The sequence below is a fragment of the Ruminococcus difficilis genome (assembly GCF_016680995.1).
The window spans coordinates 1-20,963 of record NZ_JAEQMG010000013.1 but is presented as its reverse complement, the minus strand read 5'-3'; the positions used below and the strand labels follow the sequence as shown (position 1 = coordinate 20,963).

The window sequence follows — 20,963 nt, the reverse complement described above, 5'->3', positions numbered from 1 at the left end:
CAGACTTCGTCTGCAAAGATGTCGTGGGCAAGGGAGTTCCCCCTTGACCTCCTTAGATACCTCAATCATTAAAACAGACTGTCCATTCAGCAGACAGCCTGTCTTTATTCTCTCGGTATATCGCCCATCGGCAAAGACCAGTACCACAGAAAGCCTTTCTTTTCTGAGATAACCCCTGCGTTCTTTTTTGCCTTTTTGATGGTCGATTTCTTGAACCCTGCAGCTTCAAGTTTTTCCTCACAATCCGAAGAAAGCATTTCACCGCCTTTCAGCATTTCAACAAGAAATGCTTTCGCCTTAATCTCCTTGTCATTGGGTCTGCCGATTTTAGGGGCAAGGGATTGAAACGCTTCCTCTGCCGTCATTTCCATTTCAGAAATAAAATCCACACCTTTCTCCGATACTGCAAAAAGAATGGCAGAGCCTGTCGGGGCAAGGTTGGATTTTACCTGCACCAAATACCTCTCCGCAGGGGCTTCCTTGTTAGGTGTGCGTGTGATTGCAAGAATACTTCTTGCAGCACCCGCAATATCAATTGAACCGTTTGTGCGGTAAAGCGGATTGATGTCTTTCATCTTATTCATATGGGAGATAATCACAATCGCACAGCCTGTTTCTTTTGCAACCGCTATCAGATGATTAAACTCTGCTCGTGTTTCGTTGGCGTTGTTCATAGAACAGTTTTCTCCGATGTAGGAACTCATCGGGTCAAGAATTAAAAGTCTTGCGTGGTACATCTCTATTGCTTCACGAATACGGTTGTCCCCAAAGGATAAAGATTTTTCATCTTCCTTGATGAAGATAAGTTTTTCTCCGTTACCGCCTGCCGAATTAAATCGGGGCACTACCGTATCGTCTGCATCATCTTCCGTTGTCTGATAAATGACAGTCATAGGCTCGTTTTCTTCCGTCTCGGTAAACGGAAGTGGCTCGCCTTTCGTGAGCAGGGCGGAGATGGAAAGCATTAACTTGCTTTTACCATCGCCGGGATCGCCCTGCAACAGCGTAACCTTGCCAAACGGAATATACGGATACCACAGCCATTTTACTTCTTTCGGCTCAATCTCACTTGCTTTGACAACTTCAAGCGGTACGCTGACATTCATTTCATTTTCAATCTGTCTCATTTTTCGTTGTCCTCCTTTTCGACAAATAATTCGGGCAATACACTACAATACAACGGAAACTCTGCTTGCAAAGATTACTGCATTTTCTGCAAAGTTCGTTGTAGGTAATGCGGTTTCGGTCATTCAGAAACAATGCCCATTCCTGTTTCCGTTTCTTGCTCATTCTCGGCATACCAATCCTCCTTTTTCTCTGAGAAATAAAAAAACCACAGATAGAGATACATCAGCCTTGTTTCTGTAACTTTTCGGGGCAAAAATCGAGGAAAATCCCCTCTCTAAGCCTTTCAAAAAATCACACAAGGTATTTGTACTAATCTGTGGTTATGTATGAAATTGTGAGTTTTAGGTAACAAAAAACACCGTATTTCTACGATGTTTTTGTATTATTCAAAAGATATTTAGTTATTTTATAATTGAAATGTTTTCGTTGCAATCCTCTCTCTAAAGTTTTTATCGTGTTCTACAAAAATCATTGTCAATGCATTTTCTTCGATTAACTGTTCAATCTGTATTCGTGAATACACATCAATAAAGTTCAAAGGCTCATCCCATACATAGAGGTGTGCCTGTTCGCAAAGGCTCCGTGCTATCAGCACTTTTTTCTTTTGCCCACCTGAAAAATCTGCTATGTCCTTTTCAAATTGTACTCTTTCAAAGCCAAGCTTTCTAAGAATTGATTTAAACAAACTTTCGTCTATTTCACAGTTTCTGGCATAATCAGATAGTAGTCCTCTCAAATGAGAGGTATCCTGCGGAACATATGAAATAATAAGTTGTGTTCCTACGGATAATTCTCCTGAATGTACAATAGTTTCGCCAACAATCAACTTTAGCAGACTGCTTTTTCCACTTCCGTTCTTTCCATCAAGAGCAATACGGTCACCTTGCCTAATTTCAAAAGACACATTATCACAGACAATATTTTGTCCATAGCAAATAGAAAGATTAGATGCACGCAGTAGAATATCGGAATGATATATTAAAGGACAAATTTTCAAACTCGCTATCGTTTCAATATTCTTCAACAGTGCTGATTTTTTCTCGATTGTTTCTTGTTGCCTTGCCTCTATGACTTTTGACCGCTTCATCATTTTAGCCGCTTTATGACCGACAAAACCTTTGTCCAATTTAGAACCGGAATTTGTTGTTCCTTTCTTACTTTTTTCCACTTTATCCGACCAGTTTGCATTTCGTTTCGCTGCTTCGGACAATCGATTAACTTCTTTCTTCAATTTTTCGTTTGTAGCAATCTCTAAGGAATCTTGTCTTTGCTTATTTTCCCACCAAGAACTAAAATTACCTTTTTGAACCTCAATATTTGTTCTATTGATAGATAAAATATGGTCTACGCAATTATCCACAAACCTGCGGTCGTGTGATACTAATATGAATCCTTGTTTTTTTCTGAGATATTCAGAAACAATTTCTCTTGCCTGCATATCCAAGTGATTTGTAGGCTCATCAATCAGCAGAAAATGTCCCTCATTTAAAAACAATGCCGCAAGTAATACCTTTGTTTGCTCACCATTTGAAAGGGTGCTAAATGGTCTATAAAGCACATCTGCTTCTACCTCAAGATAATTCAATTCTCTCATCTTTTCCCATTCTTCTGCAATGGGGCATATTTCTGCTAAAACATCCGTTGTCATTCTGCCTTTGTCGCAAACTGGATAGGGAAAGTAATCAAACTGTACAGAAGAAAAAATTTTACCACTGTATTTATACTTGCCAAGTAACAAGTTCAAAAATGTTGTCTTACCTCTACCATTTCTGCCTATAAAGCCAAGTTTCCAATCACTGTCTATCTGAAAGCTTACATTTTCAAAAATATTATCATAACTTGATGGATAGGAAAATGTAAGATTTTCCACTTTAATCATTGACATTGTACATCTTCTCCTTAATACAAAATTAGAGCTGCAAGAAAGTCAACTCTTACAGCTCCTCATATCAATACAATGCCAATAATTTCTCTATAATAGAATAGAGATTAGCTTATATAAAATGAATAGACTTATAACTTTCTTGCAACGAGTGTGATAATACCGCAGCAAAGCAGTATAACCACATATTTCATTATTATTTGCAAGAAAAGTTAATCATCTTTCCACCTCTTTCTAAAAAAATCCATTATATTATACCACAAGAAAAGAAAAAATACAAGATGTAATATGGCTTTTTATTGCTTTCTTGTATAATTGTGATTTCTTCCATTACTGTCGCAACTTAATAACTTCTTGAACACTTACCGAAAAAGGAAAACTGCCATCAATCGACAGCAGTTCTCTTTCGGCAGGTATTTCATTATGAATAGACAATATCATTCAATACGATTTCATCAGCACAGGCTCGAATATTGTTCATAAGTCCGACCCATCTGAGCATATCCGCAACCTTTAATTGTTCGGTAACACCCTGCTTTTTTGCCATTTCCTTTATCAGATACTCCGCCATATTACAAGCAGAAGTATCAATTTCAGCAAGGTGTTCATATAACTTTCCGCTTGTCAGCAGATTGAAATATAAAATCCGCTTGTGTTCACGCAGATAGCGTTCCCTCAATCGCCCATATTTTGAAAGAGGGGGACTTTCTTCTACCGTTATGCAGGGATAGTAGTAATCTCCGATGAGTTCATATTGGATACCTGTTCTTTCGTCTGTGATAAATCTTTGCATAGTGCTTTCTCCTTTTGCTTCTTGTGGTAAAACTCTAAGGTTTTCTTATTGTGGTTTACCTTTTGACATTCTTCGGAACAGAATTTCTGCTGACTGTGTGTAGGCCAGTAAACCCTGCCACACACAGCACATTCACGCTGACGATAGTAATGATTTCCTTTTTCTGCTTCTCTGTCGGCTTTCACTTTATCCTGCCTTGCCTGATAACAACATTCCTTTGAACAGAATATTTGTCGGTTGCTTGTAGGGATAAACTCTTTGTTACAATGAGGACAGATTTTCTTTTTGATAATTTCTCCACCGTTTTCAGCGATTTTCTTCGCCTTTCGCTTTTCTCGGTAGGCTTTTTCACGCTTACGCTGTTTCTCCAATCGCTCCGTTTCCTCTTGTTCTTCCTGTGCCTTTATCTCGGCAAGTTCTTCCTCTGTATAAGCAATATCGACCTGCCCGACATAGTTGAAATAAATATCAACCTTTTGTGTCCTTGCTTTTCCCACACCCTCCGCTTCATAAACCACAATTTTGTCAATGAGTTCGGCAAACATCAAATCAGATATTTCTGTCGGATTTTTGCACTTGCGTATTAGCGAAATAAAATGCTTAATATCCACAGCAGTATCTTTTTCTTCAGACAGTTCCTTTTTCATCGTTTCTATTTTCGCTTCCAGTTCTGCCTGCTCGTCATCATACTGTTTCATCAGTTGCTTATACTGTCTTTCGGGCAGTAATCCCGATACAAGATTTTCATACAAGCCACGAATAAGGGCAGAGAGTTCATCATAGCGTTTCTGACAGCGTTTTAACTCCGATTGATTATGCTTCGGCTTTTCTTCCTTCTTTTCATTCCAGAGGGATTGCAGTTCCAAAGCAAAGGCTTTTTCATCATTCAGAACAAATTTAGAAAATCGTTTGACAGAGGACAATATCAAGGCTTCAACATTATCAGCACTGATTGAATGAGAGGTACAGGTATTTACCCGACTTGCATATCCGCCACATCGGTATGAATACTGAACAGAACCGTCTTTTTTACTGTAATGTGTCTGCAAGGTCATTCTTCTTCCGCAATCGGCACAATACAAATATCCGCTTAAACGGTTGGTATGACTTCCCCAAGCAGAAGCACGATTTACTCTGCTCCTGCGTTTCTGAACGCTGTCCCAAAGTTCCTGCGGTATGATAGGCTCGTGCGTATTAGGAAATACATACTGTTCATCTTCATCGGTGTTCTTTCGTTTGTGCAATTTGAAATTGGTACTTACAGATTTACGCAAAATCGTGTGTCCAAGATATTCCTGCCTGTCCAAAATCGTTCTTACGGTTGTTACACCCCAAAGATAAGGGTCTGAAAACTTTGTACCGTTATACTGTTCGGGGTGGTATTCCTTTGCGTATGCTGAGGGAATTAAAACCTTTTCTTCGGTCAGTAATTCTGCGATTGCTCGTGGACTTTTACCCTCGTTGGCAAGCATAAAAATACGCTTTACCACCTCAGAAGCCACAGGGTCAACAACAAGCGTCTGCTTGTCGCTCGGCAGTCTGTTATACCCATAAGGGATTGAACCGCTGCAACGCTTTCCGTCTTTCATACGGGCGTCAAACACAGCCTTGATTTTATTGCTCGTGTCTTTTGCGTACCATTCGTTCATTATATTCAAAAATGGAGCAAAATCATTATCCGAAGCATTGTTACTGTCAATGCTGTTGTTAATTGCAAGAAAACGGACATCTTTCTGAGGGAACAAAACTTCCGTATAAAATCCGACTTGCAGATAGTTTCGCCCTAATCGGCTCATATCCTTAACAATCAATGTTCCGACATTTCCTGCTTCTACTTCTTTTATCAAAGCCTGAAAGCCGGGGCGATTGAAATTCACACCCGAAAAACCATCGTCAGTAAAATGGCGAATGTTATCAAAACCATTTTTACGGGCATAATCTTCCAAGTATTTTTTCTGATTGGTAATGGAATTACTCTCGCCCGTAAGGTCATCATCTCTTGACAAACGCTCATACAGTGCTGTAATCTTTGAACTCCTTGACATTCCTTTAACCTCCTTTCGTATGTAATCTGTTTTAGCATTATAGGGATTACTCCCTCTGCTAATAGGAGAAAAACAAGGTGTAAAGCGGAACTGTTTTCAAGAAAATATATAAATTCTTTCGCAACCTCCAAGCCGCTTTTGATAACCTCTTTTTCAATTTAGAAACGCATTATTTATCGTCCTATTAAAGTATAGCCCTCGGGTGTCAACTCAACTGCCGTAATCGTTTCACCAAAGGTTGAAGCCCAAGAATCGAAGTGCTGTAAGCCATTTTGCTGGAGCGTTTCATACTGCAAATAGCGCTGTATGGTGTAAAGCTCTACCATAGAATTGGAGATAGGCGTACCTGTGGCGAATATCGCACCTCTGCCGCCCGTCAGCTCGTCGAGATAGCGACACTTCATAAAAAGGTCGCTGGACTTCTGCGCTTCTGTCTGAGCGATGCCGCCGACATTGCGCATTTTTGTGAACAGGAAAAGGTTCTTGTAATAATGACTTTCGTCGATAAACAGACGGTCAACACCGAGTTCTTCAAAGGTTACTACGTCATCCTTGCGGCTCTGGTCGTTGAGCTTTTTCAGCTTTGCCTGGATTCCTTTTTTGGATTTTTCAAGCTGCTTGATTGAAAAACGCTCGCCGCGATTCGCCTTCATTTCGATGATACCGTCGGTGATTTCCTGAAGCTGCTGCTCCAAAATCTGCTTCTGACGTTCAACGCTCATCGGGATTTTTTCAAACTGTGAGTGTCCGATAATGATAGCGTCGTAATCACCTGTGGCAATACGACCGCAAAAGCGCTTACGGTTTTTGGTTTCAAAATCCTTTTTCGTAGCAACAAGGACGTTTGCCGCAGGGTATAACTGCAAAAATTCAGCCGCCCATTGCTCGGTCAAATGATTCGGCACAACAAATAAAGACTTGGTACATAAACCAAGCCTTTTGCTCTCCATCGCCGCCGCGACCATCTCGAACGTCTTGCCGGCTCCAACCGCGTGTGCGAGTAGTGTGTTGCCGCCGTAAAGGATGTGTGCAACAGCGTTTTTTTGATGGGTTCTCAACTCAATCTCAGGGTTCATTCCGCTGAAAGTGATGTGACTGCCGTCATACTCACGGGGGCGCGTGCTGTTGAATCTTTCATTGTAGATTTTACAAAGACGCTCGCGGCGTTTCGGATCAGCCCATACCCAATCTTGAAAACCTTGCTTAATAAGCTCCTGCTTGGATTGAGCAATAGCGGTTTCCTTTTTGTTGAGGACAGCCTTACGCTTGCCGTCTGCATCCTCAACGTAATCAAAAATACGAACATCTTTGAGGTTAAGCGTTTCCTCTAAGATTTTGTAGCCGTTGATTCGCTTTGTGCCATAGGTGCTGTTTACCTTGACATTGCTCTTGTCGCCGGTCTTGTTCTCGATATTCCATTCGCCCGTGTACTCGGAAAAATGCACCTTCATTTTGTGACGGGAATAGTAGGGAGTATCAAAGAATTCGTGCATAAACTTCTCGACAACATCAACAGGCAGCCAAGTCGCGCCGAGCCTGACGGAAATCTCGCTGGCAGTCAAATCCTTTGGCTGTACCTTTTCGAGAGCCTGCACATTGACAGTATAATCTTCGGGATACAGCTCTGCGGATTTTCTCGCTACCCGCAGCTTTTCACGGACATTTCCGGAGAGGTATTCGTCTGCCATCAGATACTTTCCTGACGGATCGTTTCCGTATTCATAATGAGGATTAAGGAAAATAACGCCTTTCAGCTCGTCGAAAATCTCTTTTTCGGATTTGCCTGTGAGCTGCTCCATATAGTCCATATCAACGTGGGCTTTCTCCGCCATTGATACGGCAAGAGCTTCCGACGCGGTATCGACCGAAGTAACGGGAGTGTGCGGTTTAACGGTACGCTTAAAGAACATATCCGCTTTACGCTCAAGATTACCTTCATCGTCGATAACCTCTAACGCGGACAACAGAGAATAGGAGCTGTCCTGAGAGAATGCCATACTGTTGCCGCGACTGTTGATCAGACCGTACTTCGCCGTATAATCATCATATAGCTTGTTAAGGTGTTGCTGTTCAGCTTTGATGTCGCTGTCGGGATAATCCTCCGTCTGCAACTCCAAGAGTCTGCGGACGGAATCTCTAATCTCAATCAAGCCCTTGATACGGTTTTCCGCCGTCGCGGATGCTTCAACGGGAACCATTCGGCTGTTCTCTCTGAAATAGATTTTGCCGTCATAAAGAGCGTAGGAGAAGTTCCTGACAGTCGGATCGGCAGGAATGGAATTATCTTCTTCCTCTAAATCCTCGTCAAGCTGATAGTCTGTAATCTCGCCGTGAATATTGGAAATCGCGTCGTTCAGCAAACTTTCAAGGTCGGCGTTTTCGTATGGCTCACAGGTCGCTTCTTCGCCGAACCGTCCCGACACCATCTTCATTTCACCGAGAATCATATCGGGGTGATCGACAAAGTAGCTGTTCATCTTGATACCGTTTTCATCGGTATTCAAGTGTACCCAATCCGGTTCAATGTCGATGATACGGTCACGCTTTTGCAAAATCAGAATATCGGATACGACCTCTGTTCCGGCGTTTCCCTTAAAGGTGTTGTTCGGCAAACGGATTGCGCCGAGAAGCTCCGCGCGCTGGGCGATATACTTTCTGACGGCAGGACTTTCTTTATCCATCGTACCCTTTGAGGTAACAAGAGCCATCACGCCGCCCGGACGGAGCTTGTCGAGCGACTTTGCGAAAAAGTAATCGTGAATCAGAAAATGGTGTTTATCATAGCGTTTGTCAGCGACGCTAAAATCACCAAAAGGAACGTTACCGACAACCGCGTCAAAGAAGCTGTCGGGAATATCCGCTTGTTCAAAGGGTTGTGCCGCTATTGATGTGCGCTGGTAAAGCTGCTGTGCTATGCCTGCGGAGATTTTATCAATCTCAACACCGTAAACGCGGCTGTTTTCCATTGAGTTGGGCAGCATACCGATAAAGTTGCCGATACCACACGAAGGCTCCAAGATGTTGCCTTCTTTGAAGCCCATCTGCTCCATTGTCTTATAGATAGCTGAGATTACAACAGGCGGCGTATAGAACGCGGTCAGCGTACTTTCTCTTGCTGACTGATATTCTTCGGGAGAGAGTAAACCGCTCAACTCAAAGAATTCATCTGTCCAAGCAGCATTGTTCTCATCAAAGGCTTCGGGTATTCCGCCCCAACCGACATACTGAGCAAGGACTTTTTGTTCTTCGGGCGTTGCAAAGCGGTTGTCAAACTCACATTCCTTCAATACGCGGATAGCGTCAACATTTCTGCGGAAACGCGCCTTTTTACCGACTTCCTCTAACTCGAACGCTTTGAGGTCAAAGGTATGGCGGTCAGCCATAGGAATATCGGGATGAAGGTCAAAGGTCTGTGTCTTTGCTCTCGGCTTCTGCTCCCAAGCAGGAGTAATCGGTTCTTTTGCCTGCTGTTCTTCTAATGTTCTGCGGACAAATTCAACCTTTTCGATACGGACAATCGGGTATCCTGTTGCACTCTTAAAGGTGAGATCCTCCAAACTGACGTCGCCGTAGGTGTTGACTTTGATGACTTTGAAATCACGGTCATCAAGTCTAATCTGCTTTCCGAGTAAATCCTGATTTGCGCCGTCCTGTTCTGTCGCGGTCAAATCAAAGGTTATAGTGCGGAGCTGCGGTTTATCCTCGGATTGTTCCTGCTCACGCGCCGCGTCCTTCGCATCTACATATACCTGATCAATCAAGGAACCATCATCTGCTTGTTGAATGGTCGTGCGCTCGTCAAGCTGTTGTTTCAGATATGATACAAGCTCATCAATTTCGGGATTTCTCCAAGAAGGAACATCTGCTCTTGCATAATCCTCAATGAATTTATCCTTTCCGTCGATACATTGAATAAAGTCCAAACTGCCCGGCAGCTTATTGGTATTCATCAATCCGAAGGCTTTTAATTTGTCGGTGGGCAAGTCAAAGTACGCCGACAACGCTTCGTCACGGTCTTTATACTCTGTTACATTAAGCGGGGCAGCCCTCAGATCATCGACAACATAGTAATGGTCAATAAAACCGGTCGCTCCGGTAATAGATTCAACATCAGCCATTACCTGTTGAATAAACGGATCGCTGTCAAGTTTTTCAGGATCGACTAACTCACCGTTTACGATGCCGGATTCGGCAAGTCGCGCACGAATCTCGGCAGGATCAACATCATCAAGCTCGTCGTGGTCGGCATAGAAAGGTGCAAGCTCCTCGTCTGAAACATACACAAGGTCATCAAAGAGCATACCATCCAAGCCGTTCTCAACAATATCCTGCAAAGAGGAATACTGCTCTGTGCGGACAACCTGCCCGTCAACTTTCGTCTGGATACGAAAATCGACCAGATTGAGGTCGGCTGTTATTTCGTGCTGTTCGTCCTCTGTGGTCGTATAAGCAAGATTAATTTCGGACAAATCATCAGGCAGCTTATATTCCTCGTTCTCGCCAAATTCGGCATCCATATAGTAGGCTATAAGCTCCTGCGCTTTGTTCATCAGAATATCGTACTCCGATTGCGGCTCAGGCTTATCGACTATCTCAAAGCGTTGTAAGGGATGCGGAAGGCTGTCTATAAAGTCGTGCGGCATCATATTTCCGTCGCTGTCCTTATACAGATACACCGCCATACTGACATTATCAGCGCTTTCAGCTTTAATGTCACGCTCAAGCATTGTCGCGTTGGTGTACTCGATACTGTTTTCAACCGTACCGTCTGCATTAAGGTATTCAATCCTGCCGACAGGCTCAGATTGAACAGGCTCACGATCACGATTAGGCAGTACCGTAACAAACTTGCGGCTGCCGTTTTCTTCAATCGCTGAAATACCAATCCTGTGTCCTCGGTCAAGGAGCATATTCATATTGGTTTCAAGTCGGCTCGACGGAAAACCACAAAGCTCAATGCCCTCGTCATCCGCTATCATACGGGTAGTGATATTCAAGCCGAGTGCCTGAGAAACAGTATGGCTATCATCGCCCATAGCTTCGTAGAAAGCGCCGATTTGGAATAGAATGATTGAATCGGGATTTTCGTCCCTCAGCTTGAAATACTTCTGCATAACAGGCGTATATTTGCTGTAATCGCGTTCTGTGCTGTCTACTTCTTTTTCGGGTTGTATTGCGACACGAAGGTGATCGTTCATCGGGTTTTCTCTGACCTTCGCGTCAAACTCGGTTCTTGTCATTTCCGTGTTGATTAACGGAAAGCTGCGGTCAAAGAGCATTACACGGTTTTCATCAAAGGAAACAATCTCATATTCACTTGCGCCGATATAGACCGTCGCGCCGAGAGAATAGCGGTACTCATACTCAGTAGGAACAAGCTCGCGTTTACGGCTCGGTGGAGTATAAAGTGCTTCACGGACTGCCTTTTCAGCCGCACGTTCGGCTCTGAGTTGCTCCTGTCTGTCAAGCCAAGTGGGATAGTATTCCTTTTCTTTTGGATTGAGGTAACGGTCAAGCCGTATCAGTTCACGGATGCGCTTTTCGACATAGTTCCATTTGAGAAGTTGTGTCGGCGCACCCTCCTTATAACCAATACTCAGCGTGATGCCTTTACCGTCGTGCATTTCTCCGATGCCTGTATAATTAACAGCGTTAGATGAACCGCCCCAGCCGTATTCATTTTTTAGAAAAGAAATGTTTTCTGTTTGGGATAATGATTTCTGAAACTGCTCATATATTCTCATTTTCCCCTCGGAAACACCACTACCTCGTGTTAACACGCTGTCGATAATTTCCTGTGCAAAAGAAAAAGCAGGCGCGTTGCGCTCTGCCGATTCAGCGATAAGTTGTAATTGTCCGTCCTGCGACGGCAAAGGTTTAACGGTGCTTTGGAGCATACCAAGCATTCGCATAGCGTTAAAGTGTCCGACAACATCTTTCCAATGAAGGAAGTTGTCGCCCTCGCGGTCAGGGTATCTGCCTTTCCAGATATATAAACCGTTTTCGTAGGTCTTATATCCGGCGCGTTCTCCGTCAGCAAGAATAACCTCAGTAAAATCATCGTTAAAAACACTGCGGATATATTCTTCTCGCTTTGCTTCATCGGTAACAGCTTCAATATAATTGCGTATTTCCTCTAAGGACGCACGAAGGTGGGGCGTTGTTGCAAATATCTCATTGATGCGCTCATCTACACCGTAGAATGGTAAATCTCTCAATATGCTTTCATCAAACAAATTGAAATTGGTATCGCCGCGCACATATCGGTCATCGTTAATAACAGACAAAGCAGGCTCGTCCTCTGACTGAGCCTGCTCCTGTTCACTTATACGAATATCACCTGTTCCTTGACGATCTCCTGCGCCGAGTGTCTGAGATTGTTCATCAGGCGCGTCCACTTCATCGGATCTTCCGCTTTCAGCTTCTCGGTCACTCCTTCTTTCTGAGCCATCTTCTTGACGATGCTCTCCTCCAGCGTTATCGCCTGCTCCTGAACGTCCGCCAGATGCGCTGTCAGCGTTCCGCTGGTCAGATAGTTGAAGTAGATCAGCTTGTGATGATTCAGCAGATAATTCTTCCTCATCTGCGCGTAGTGTCCCAGCGTTACTCTCGGCTGTTCGGGGAGTGTCACGTCGGGCAGAAGATAATCGCCCTGCATCGTGTAAGTCAGTTCTGCCATTGTCAAAACTCCTTTCGTTTGGTGTGTCATTAGTATATTCCGTATTCCGATTTTCTGCAATTATGCGATTTTGCCGAGCAAGGGCATTTACGGTTCTTGCTATTTCGGTAAGTCCCATTTCGGCAATATCGCTCGTCGCAAAACCGATGGCGTTGGCTGTTGCTTTGGTATTGAAATTGATAACATCACGGAAATCGTCATCATCAAAATACCGGTCGGCGTCGATACCGAGTCTTGTCATCATCATATAGGCTACGCTGTTTTTAACAAGCTGACGGTACATTGTATCAACGGCTATTTCTCCTAAACCTTCAAGGAAACTGTCATCAACGGTTCTTATTAGGTCGCTGATATAGTCGGGCGTGTTGTCCTCGACGGCGTTGTCTGCGGCGCTGATAATCGCCTGCTCGATACTGTCCTTGCTGTCCAAGTAGCCAAAGGTATTTTCAAGCGTATCAATGACCTCGTTCTCATACTCGGAGCGCATATTCCATATAGGGACAGGTCTTGAATTCTCGCTTGCGTGTGTATCGGAAATATCGAAATAATGGACTAATCGTTGAGAATCTCCGCCTATCATTTCAAAGACGGCGATTCCCTTTGCACCTCGGTTTACCCATCTGCCGAAAGTCCTGTTCCACCGTTCAATGGGTAGAACGGCAGTCGCTTCGGGCTTTTGGGCGTAAACTAAGATTTGTTCATCATAACGGAGTTTGAAGTTACGGCAGGCAGAATTAAGAAATGATCTCCAACTATCGGGGGAGGAAGTCACTTCGGTTGAAACTCTATCAAACATTTCTGATATAATTTCAAATTTTCTTTTTGCCATTAAAAATTACCTCTCTCTGTCCTTCTGCTTCGGCTTGATAGCCTGCCCGTTTTCGTCATAGCTTTTCGGATCGGCGTCCGGCTTATCAAATCCAAAGCGTGAGCCTTGCTTCATAGCTGCGTACTGTGCTTTTGTCACACCAAGCTGGGCGTTCAGCTTATCAACCATAGCGCGGTTTTCAATCGGTCTGCCATTTGCTGATTTTGCATCGGTATAGCCAAGCTCGCCCTTGTTGATAATGGCTATCATATTCAAGCCTTCAACAAAGGTATAACATTGGTCGGGAAGTGAAGCGCGCAAAGGAACAACCGTATTACCGTTGCTCTCCATTATCTCGGCAAACTCGCAGATATGATAAAGATTATTGTCAACCTCAACGTGACTATCGTCGATATATCTGCAAGTACGGTCTTTATGAGAGCCATCGGGATAGGTTATTCTTATATGGTCGCCATCAGGAATACGAAACAGCTCTTTGTAATGAGGGTTGATAAAACGGATACCGCGCCTTGCGCGTTCGAGGTGATGGTCAAGCCAATCCTTGCGGTAGCAATAGCAGTACAGATTATATTCGCCCTTATGAGGATTGAGCCGCATAAGATAGGCGTAATCCTGCGTGTTTACTCTCACGCCGTAATCTCTGCCTGCACCGTAACGCTCGCCAAACTCTAAAGCGTTCTGCGAATCATCACAAAATCGGCTCAAGGTCTGGCGGTCAGAAAGAAACTGTCCTTTCTCTCTGAATGAATTGATCACATCATCAAACTCGCTCTTGAAATCATCGGTTTTCAAATCCTTGCGATAATCGTTCCAAGTTGACCAAAACTCGTTGCCGTTTGTCCCCATATCGGCGCGGAGATAGCCGATCAAGCCTGTCTGTGAGCTGATTTGCTGACTGTTGCGATAAGAATACCGCGCTTCTTCGAGCTGCATCGGAACAGCCTTGAAGTCTGTATCACTCATTATTGCTGACCTCGTTATTCACATCACCGAACATCGCGGTTGCGACTTTCTCGCCGATTGAATCCGTGTATTTTTCAACCATATCCCAATTGATATTTCCGGCGATGATTTCTTCCTTAAAATGCTGAACGTCACGCGGCGACAATGACGGTTTGAGCATACGAAAAAGACTGAAACAGCTATCAATGTCAGTAACTTCAAAAGACCTGAGATCGTCTTTCTCGTCGATATACCACTCTTTAATGCCGTCGCCGCTGAAACAAAAGCAACCATTAAGATTACAGTAGGGGAAGATATAGCAATCGCTCATTGCTTCATCATCCGCGTCGTAATGCATATCAATCGAGATGATTGGCTGTTCCACTTCAACATTCATAAGCTCACGGATTTCATCAAGCGCATCATTATTCAGCTTCAGGGCGCGGACGATCTGTGTGTCCTGACATACACAACAATGACCACGAAGCGCCTCATAGTCAAAGCCGTTGAAAAGATTGATATTTGTCCATACAATGCACCGCTGATCGAAAAAATTAGGATACTTCGCTTTGCTGTTCATTCGTGTTTCCTCCAAGATAAGAATAGAGTTTGTTTGCTTTGGAATTAACCTGTAATTCCGAAATGATAAACGCTTCTTGATAGTTGGTCGCTATCTGTAAAATCTGCATTGTCGATAAAGAAAGCAGACTTTTTTCATCGGTAACTCCCTTTTCAAAAAGCAATTTCAATGTTTTGGATTTTTGCTGAAAATTCGGGGTGAAAATATCATCCTTCGCCATTTTCTGCTGCCTCCTTTGCATATTTTTCATAAGCTTTTTGCCCTCGGCTCCTTGCGCGTCGGGCTTTGGGACTGCAACCAAGTTCGGGGTACTGTGACTGTACCATCTGTCTTGTCCTCCTTACACTCTCAAAGTTAGGACAACCAAGATCACGAAATTTATGGATAAACTCATTAAATGAAATATCTCTCATTCCGTGTGAATCGAAAAAGCAGCGCTGACACACCATAAAATACAACAGCATATCATCGTCGCGTGTTTTCTTTTCGTCAAGCAGCACCTCTAAAACTCGGCTTTCGATAGTTTTAAGTTTGCTCATAAAAGCTCCTAAATGTGTGGAGAGGACAGCAGGGGTGCCGTCCTCTCCGTTGGGTTCATTTTTTCTTGTTCTTAATCTGCAAGAAGATAAATCCTGCAATGATAAAGACAAGAAGTACGATGGCAATAATAACCTTCATTATTCAGCCTCCTTGCTGACTCTCTTTTTCTTTCTCAAAAGAAGCACAACACAAACGGCGATGCCTGCCGCCGCGACGCCGCCGAGTACAATCCAAAAGCTGTTGGAAGTGCGGAAGTCGCCTGTCTGCGGAACGTCAATTTTCTCGTTGTGCATCTTGACTGTCGCGGTCTTGCCGTATTCGATTTCAACAACCGCGTCCTCGGGGAGCAGATAACCGGCAGAGGCTTCATTGTTTACCTCAGATACAAGATATTTGCCGATGCGTAAGCCTTCAATCGTAATCTCGCCGTTTTTATCGGTCTTTACGGTCTGGTCAAAGCCGTTATCACTTGTGATGCGGAATGAAATACCTTCCACCTTATCATCGGAGGAAGTCTTGATGATTTTGAGCGAGCCTTTCATCGCTTCATTCAAAAATCCTTTTTCTGCTTCATTTTCAACTTCATAGGTAGTACCGTCTGTTTCAATGAATACGGGATAGGTGTTCTCGTCAAGAATGAAGCCGTCAGGCGCGGTCTTTTCCTTTACAAGATAGTGACCGTAAACGATGTCGTTCATCTCATAAATACCTGTATCGGATTCTTTGAGTTCGCCGACCAGCGTATCATCCTTGTCGAGCTTTTCATCCTCATTGGTATCTGAATAGATTTCAAATACTGCGCCTGTCAGCTTGTTTTCGGGATAGTCGGCATCAACCTTAGTTGTCTTGACGTTGCCGCGAATATACTCGTTGACAATCTCGATTTCGACCATATCGCCGTCTGCGCCGATGGTGACGGGGTACACGGTATCGTTGAGTACAAAGCCTGTGGGCTGGGCAATCTCACGGATATACCAAGTGCCGAACGGGATATTGTTCTCGCCAAAGCTGAAGCTGCCGTCATCGGCTGATTCTGTTGTCAAGGTTGCGTTTTCCTTTGCGAATTCTACATCATCGGTCTTGAATAGTCCGATAACCGCGCCGCCGAGTGCTTCGCCGTTTTCATCAACCTTCTTGCCGGATACGGAGCCGTAAATCAACTCGTTAGTGAACGGCTCATCGCCGTTTGCCTTGATTTCAACTGTCTTGACGGTCTGACCGCCGTAGGTAAACTCAAAGCCGTGGCGTTCATCGTTAAGGATATAATGCTCGTCAGTAGCAAGCTCCTTGACATAATATTTGCCGAACGGAATATCGGCTGTAAAGGCAGCGTTACCGTTTTCATCAACGGAAACGATCTCAATCAGACCGTCAGCGGGGATGGTGTCGCCGTTCGCGGCGGTAATATCGCTCTCGGCAAATAAGCCGAAGGTGACATTGAGGATTTCGCTGTTGTCGCCGATTTCAAAGGCTTCGTTTCTCTCCATTACCTTTGCGAGTGTAATGTTGGCTTTCTGCCTTTCGTTATAAAACGAAGTAGCGCTATCGGTTACGGAGATTTCCTGCCCTGCATAGGCAAGCTCAACCGTGTGGATCTCGTCGCTGATGACCATTCCGGCAGGAGCCTTGTACTCCTTGACGGTATATTTACCGAGATAGAGCGCTTTGCTTGTTGCCGTACCCTTGCCGTCTGTGGTAACGGTATCTACAACCGTGCCTTTCTTTACTCTGACGGTGCCGTCGGGAGTAACAATATCCTCGGCGGCGGTGATGGAGTAAACTGCGCCTTTCTGCTTGGTGATTTCGAACACGGGCTGAAAAACGGGAGTTTCCTCACCGATAACATTCACGCCTACAAAGCTCTCGCCCTCTTTGGTGACAGTAATCTTACCCTTTTGCGGTGTGTTCGCTTTGTTTACCTTTACGATAGTGAGCGCATTTTCCTCGGTAGCGTTGTCCTCGGTAATATCAAAGGTGACGGGTGTGCTGTCGAGTACATAGCCGTAGGGAGCCTGTACCTCAACGAGTTTATAACCCTTATCGTACACAAGCATTTCGGGCGTAATCAGATAGCCCTCGCTGTTGGTATAAAATGTGTCGATTGTCAGATTCGAGGGATACGGAACGGACATAGTGATCAGAGTATTATCGGGTGAATAAATCTGGAATCCTGCTCCTTTGTAGGGGATGGTTTTTCCTGTTTCAGCATCCACCTTAACCACCTTGAGATAGGATTCAAAAATATCATTGTTAATGATGAAGCTGTACGGCTTAGAGTTGTCGCAGACGAATACATCGAAGTCGTCAACATAGTGTCTGCCTTCCCAGCCGTAGGTCTGGTGGACAGTGTAGGTGCCGTAAGGCAACTTCTTTGATTTTGCGTAGCCTTTTTCGTCACAGACAAGGGTGTCACGGACGCTTTCGTGTGCGTTGTCAAAACTCCCTGCGCTTTTGAGAAAGAGCTGAAACGTGGCTCCTTCTTCGGGTGTTTCAATCTTGGTCTGTCCCTGATCGGTGTGCTTGACAATTTCAATATCGCCCTTGATAACGTCCTCATTAACGCTGAGAACGCATTTGTTATGCTCAATGGTGTACTTCTTCGCTTCTGCGCCGACAGGATAGACAGTTTCATCAAGCAAATAGCCCTCGGAAGGCTCAATCTCCTTGATAGTCCAATTATCGCCGCAGACATATTCTTTAGTGGTGAATTTGCCGTCCTTATCGGTGGTGTAGGTGTCAATCAGCTTGTCGCCGTCATAGATACCGTACTTTGCTCCTGCAAGCGAAGCGTCGCCCTGCGGCTGCTTTGTTTCGGAATCGACCTTTGCAACCTCAACGATAAACTTTTTGAGGGTATTGGTAAATTCACGTTTAGTATCCTTATCCCAAACGACGGGTGCGGTCTGTGACTTCGGAACAACGTATCGGATAGCTGTGTCAACTTCTTCGAGCGTATAGGGTGTATCGCCGCTCACCAAGATATTTTTGAAATTAGCAGTACCAGTATTATCAGTAACAGCATATTCATCTACTTTTGCCCCCGAAAGAGAAGTGCCGTAAAGATGGAATTTTACGCCTTCGTTGAAATTGTCCTCAGAGGACTTCACAACCTGTAAATCGCCGCGCTTCAAAACATTGCTGAATTTTACGCTGGCAACCTTGCCGCTTTCTACGGTTACTTTCTGTGCTTTCTGCGTTTCATATCTATCCTCGGTGACCTCTGTTACCGTGTACGTTCCCGGAACGAGGTCATTGAGCTGAAATTCACCGTTCGCGTTGGTCTTGGCTGTTTTGCTGTAATTGTTCGGTCCCGTGATATTGAAGCTGATACCGCTGACCTTACCGTCATCAGAAGTCTTAATGAGCTTCAAGCTGCCCGAAGATGTTTTGACGGCGAAATACGCGCTCTTGGTTTCCGTATCGGACTGTACGCCCGTGACAACATCCTGCTTAGAGGACGCGCCGCAAGCAATAAGCGTACCCGTAACCTTCGGCATTTTCTTCTCTGCGCCGAAAACAACAGGGCTGTCAATCGCCTTTGATGAAGTCAGAGTGATCTTATTGCCTGAAATCGAAACAGATACATCGCCGGTCTTTTTGAAAGCGTAGTCGGATAACATACCGTTGCTGTCTGTCAGAGTGAGGGTGTACTTGCCGTCGCTGTACTTCAGCTCCTTGACGTTGCTCTTTGCATTTGCCTGAGTTTCATAGGCAAAGCTCGGAATCACATTGTAGTCGTTGAGTTTAGCGATAATCTTGTTGTAATTTGACTTAACGCCGGGGTTGTTGTCGCCCGCCGTGATGCCGTCGATAAATTTGGAGTTCTTCAGCTTAAAGGTTGAAGCGTCGCGGCAGCCAGTGCAGAATTCCCAAACTACAAGCTGAGTTGCGATCCATTTCTGACCTTCCGTTCCGCCCAAATTCGCGCCGTTGCCGGACTTTCCGAAAAGAAGGGCGAGGTTGACCGCCTTCTTCTGAGCCTTTGACAGTGCGTTCCAAGCCGCAGAAGCATCGGTTGTCAGTGTATTGCCTGAGTAAAGCGAATGACCGGGCTCGATACAGTAGGCATCGTCGCCGTCTGCCTGAATGGTACACAGTTCTTCGCCAGCCGTGCCGACAACATAGCCATCGTGTTCCGTGTACTGCACAAAGCCGATGATATTGCCGCCTGTATCGTAGGCATAGTCAAAGGTGATGGTGACTTCTCTTGAAGCCGCGTTGATCGGAACAAGGCAGATTGCTGAAATCAGGCACACCAGAGCCAGCAGAATAGCCGTTCCTCTTTTGAAAAAGCTCTTGTGGATTACTTTCTTCATCGTAATAACCTCCATAAAAAATCGGGCGGATTGACCGCCCGTGTGATTGAAATTGTGTGTTTGTACCGTCGCCCTCGTCTATAAGAAAGAGTTTGATTAAATAGATAGATTTAATTTAATAGATATATCTTTCTTTTCGGAGAGTAACGGTCAGTCTAAGGGGTTAGGGTGTGGGAAAGGGGATTTTAAAAAAAATACTCCGCCTATCTGCTGTCACGCTCTGACCGCTTTTTGCTAAGAAACTTGTTGTAATGCTCAATAGCCTTGTAGATATAATCCTCCGTCTGTTCTATCGGAACAGCTTTGGGAATGAGCTTGCGGACTTTTTCGCCTCGGAGTATAATGCGCTCCTTTTGATTCGGCTTTTCCTCAGACATAATCTCTCGGATTGCCATTGTGCTCAAAGTCCCTTCGTCCTGCATTTTTCGCATACGAATGGTCTGCGCGTGGGACGGAGTAGATTGTGTTACCTCGATTTCTTCCAATACATCTTTCTGATAATCGTAATCGAGATAAGACAACTCAACGGCAGGGCGCATTTTGATACTGCCCTCGTCAACCAAATCCAACAATTCGGGAATAAGGTGAGTTAAGCGGATATATCTTTGGATTTGAGTATTGCTATCTGTTGATTGAGCTGCAATAATCTCTCTGGATTTACCCACCAAAGAATCGTGTCCCACTGGGACACCATTTTCTGCTTTCGGTCTGCCCGCTTGCCTTTTTATAGCTTCAAGCCGCATTTTATACGAAAAGGCTTTTTCGCTCGGCAAAATGGAAGAACGCTGAAAATTGCTCTCGACCATATAGATGATTGCTTCATCGCGGGACAAATCCTTAATCTCGCTGCGGAGCGTGGATAATCCTGCAAGCTCACAAGCCCGCTTTCTGCGGTGTCCGCTGACAAGCTCATATCTGCCGTCCTCCTTTTCACGCAAGACAGCAGGAGTTAGTACGCCGCGCGTTTTAATGCTGTCGACAAGCTGTTGCATATCCTCGTCATCACGAACGTGGAAAGGATGATCGGGGAAATCGTCGATCAGTTCCAAAGGAATGTCCCTGATTTTGTCGAGCTTTGCTTCGTCGCGTTCCTCCTGCGTAGAGAAAAGATCATCGAGCGTCGGAAGATCGAAGTCGGTCTTTCTTTTTGGCATCTGTCAACACCTCCTTAGTGAAAGCGGAATATGCCTGTGCAACCTTGCTTCCTGCTTCATAAGCGTAAATACTTT

Annotated in this window: 14 protein-coding genes; 1 reads left to right on the top strand and 13 read right to left on the bottom strand. The window is 44.6% G+C overall.

Annotated elements, in window-relative coordinates:
- Positions 1-104 precede the first annotated feature (104 nt).
- From JKK62_RS00930 to JKK62_RS00905, 7 genes are all read right to left on the bottom strand, one after another.
- The gene (locus JKK62_RS00930) at positions 105-1,127 is read right to left on the bottom strand and encodes an AAA family ATPase (RefSeq protein ID WP_186833675.1); all 1,023 of its coding nucleotides are present in this window, start codon (positions 1,125-1,127) and stop codon (positions 105-107) included.
- Positions 1,114-1,299 carry a hypothetical protein gene (locus tag JKK62_RS17385; RefSeq protein WP_243411710.1) on the bottom strand — a complete coding sequence of 62 codons (186 nt, stop codon included), beginning with the start codon at positions 1,297-1,299 and terminating at the stop codon, positions 1,114-1,116. Before JKK62_RS17385 ends, JKK62_RS00930 begins: the two co-directional genes overlap by 14 nt.
- Positions 1,300-1,534: 235 nt before the next feature.
- The gene (locus JKK62_RS00925; RefSeq protein WP_186833676.1) at positions 1,535-3,013 is read right to left on the bottom strand and encodes an Lsa family ABC-F type ribosomal protection protein; all 1,479 of its coding nucleotides are present in this window, start codon (positions 3,011-3,013) and stop codon (positions 1,535-1,537) included.
- Between the two features lie 418 nt (positions 3,014-3,431).
- The gene (locus JKK62_RS00920) at positions 3,432-3,803 is read right to left on the bottom strand and encodes a TnpV protein (RefSeq protein WP_186833677.1); all 372 of its coding nucleotides are present in this window, start codon (positions 3,801-3,803) and stop codon (positions 3,432-3,434) included.
- On the bottom strand, positions 3,728-5,848 hold the full coding sequence (locus JKK62_RS00915; RefSeq protein WP_186833678.1) for a recombinase family protein: 2,121 nt from the start codon (positions 5,846-5,848) through the stop codon (positions 3,728-3,730). Before JKK62_RS00915 ends, JKK62_RS00920 begins: the two co-directional genes overlap by 76 nt.
- Before the next feature lie 173 nt (positions 5,849-6,021).
- The gene (locus JKK62_RS00910; RefSeq protein ID WP_201426556.1) at positions 6,022-12,135 is read right to left on the bottom strand and encodes a helicase-like domain-containing protein; all 6,114 of its coding nucleotides are present in this window, start codon (positions 12,133-12,135) and stop codon (positions 6,022-6,024) included.
- 38 nt (positions 12,136-12,173) lie between these two features.
- The gene (locus tag JKK62_RS00905; RefSeq protein WP_186833680.1) at positions 12,174-12,527 is read right to left on the bottom strand and encodes a TnpV protein; all 354 of its coding nucleotides are present in this window, start codon (positions 12,525-12,527) and stop codon (positions 12,174-12,176) included.
- Between the two features lie 70 nt (positions 12,528-12,597).
- Here JKK62_RS00905 and JKK62_RS00900 point away from each other — a divergent pair, with 70 nt between their 5' ends.
- On the top strand, positions 12,598-12,834 hold the full coding sequence (locus tag JKK62_RS00900; protein ID WP_186833681.1) for a hypothetical protein: 237 nt from the start codon (positions 12,598-12,600) through the stop codon (positions 12,832-12,834).
- Between the two features lie 528 nt (positions 12,835-13,362).
- Here JKK62_RS00900 and JKK62_RS00895 read toward each other — a convergent pair.
- The 6 genes from JKK62_RS00895 to JKK62_RS00870 form a co-directional block, all read right to left on the bottom strand.
- Positions 13,363-14,319, bottom strand: coding sequence for a hypothetical protein (locus tag JKK62_RS00895; protein ID WP_243411709.1), 957 nt, complete (start codon positions 14,317-14,319; stop codon positions 13,363-13,365).
- Positions 14,312-14,878, bottom strand: a complete 567-nt coding sequence (locus tag JKK62_RS00890; RefSeq protein WP_201426555.1) for a hypothetical protein — start codon at positions 14,876-14,878, stop codon at positions 14,312-14,314. Before JKK62_RS00890 ends, JKK62_RS00895 begins: the two co-directional genes overlap by 8 nt.
- Positions 14,853-15,098, bottom strand: coding sequence for a hypothetical protein (locus JKK62_RS00885; RefSeq protein WP_186833683.1), 246 nt, complete (start codon positions 15,096-15,098; stop codon positions 14,853-14,855). The genes JKK62_RS00890 and JKK62_RS00885 overlap by 26 nt, the downstream gene beginning before the upstream one ends.
- The gene (locus JKK62_RS00880; protein ID WP_186833684.1) at positions 15,085-15,417 is read right to left on the bottom strand and encodes a hypothetical protein; all 333 of its coding nucleotides are present in this window, start codon (positions 15,415-15,417) and stop codon (positions 15,085-15,087) included. Before JKK62_RS00880 ends, JKK62_RS00885 begins: the two co-directional genes overlap by 14 nt.
- 138 nt (positions 15,418-15,555) lie before the next feature.
- Positions 15,556-19,734: a SpaA isopeptide-forming pilin-related protein gene (locus JKK62_RS00875; RefSeq protein WP_186833685.1), complete on the bottom strand. Its 4,179-nt coding sequence runs from the start codon at positions 19,732-19,734 to the stop codon at positions 15,556-15,558.
- A gap of 203 nt (positions 19,735-19,937) precedes the next feature.
- Positions 19,938-20,888 (bottom strand): ParB/RepB/Spo0J family partition protein, encoded by a 951-nt coding sequence (locus tag JKK62_RS00870; protein ID WP_186833686.1) that lies wholly within the window; start codon positions 20,886-20,888, stop codon positions 19,938-19,940.
- Between the last annotated feature and the right edge of the window lie 75 nt (positions 20,889-20,963).

Excerpts from the sequence above, each read along its gene's own strand:
- JKK62_RS17385 (WP_243411710.1), bottom strand. The coding sequence starts at position 1,299 with ATGCCGAGAATGAGCAAGAAACGGAAACAGGAATGGGCATTGTTTCTG.
- JKK62_RS00885 (WP_186833683.1), bottom strand. The coding sequence starts at position 15,098 with ATGGCGAAGGATGATATTTTCACCCCGAATTTTCAGCAAAAATCCAAA.
- JKK62_RS00875 (WP_186833685.1), bottom strand. The coding sequence starts at position 19,734 with ATGAAGAAAGTAATCCACAAGAGCTTTTTCAAAAGAGGAACGGCTATT.
- JKK62_RS00870 (WP_186833686.1), bottom strand. The coding sequence starts at position 20,888 with ATGCCAAAAAGAAAGACCGACTTCGATCTTCCGACGCTCGATGATCTT.
- JKK62_RS00920 (WP_186833677.1), bottom strand. The coding sequence starts at position 3,803 with ATGCAAAGATTTATCACAGACGAAAGAACAGGTATCCAATATGAACTC.
- JKK62_RS00925 (WP_186833676.1), bottom strand. The coding sequence starts at position 3,013 with ATGTCAATGATTAAAGTGGAAAATCTTACATTTTCCTATCCATCAAGT.
- JKK62_RS00895 (WP_243411709.1), bottom strand. The coding sequence starts at position 14,319 with ATGAGTGATACAGACTTCAAGGCTGTTCCGATGCAGCTCGAAGAAGCG.
- JKK62_RS00880 (WP_186833684.1), bottom strand. The coding sequence starts at position 15,417 with ATGAGCAAACTTAAAACTATCGAAAGCCGAGTTTTAGAGGTGCTGCTT.
- JKK62_RS00930 (WP_186833675.1), bottom strand. The coding sequence starts at position 1,127 with ATGAGACAGATTGAAAATGAAATGAATGTCAGCGTACCGCTTGAAGTT.
- JKK62_RS00890 (WP_201426555.1), bottom strand. The coding sequence starts at position 14,878 with ATGAACAGCAAAGCGAAGTATCCTAATTTTTTCGATCAGCGGTGCATT.
- JKK62_RS00915 (WP_186833678.1), bottom strand. The coding sequence starts at position 5,848 with ATGTCAAGGAGTTCAAAGATTACAGCACTGTATGAGCGTTTGTCAAGA.
- JKK62_RS00905 (WP_186833680.1), bottom strand. The coding sequence starts at position 12,527 with ATGGCAGAACTGACTTACACGATGCAGGGCGATTATCTTCTGCCCGAC.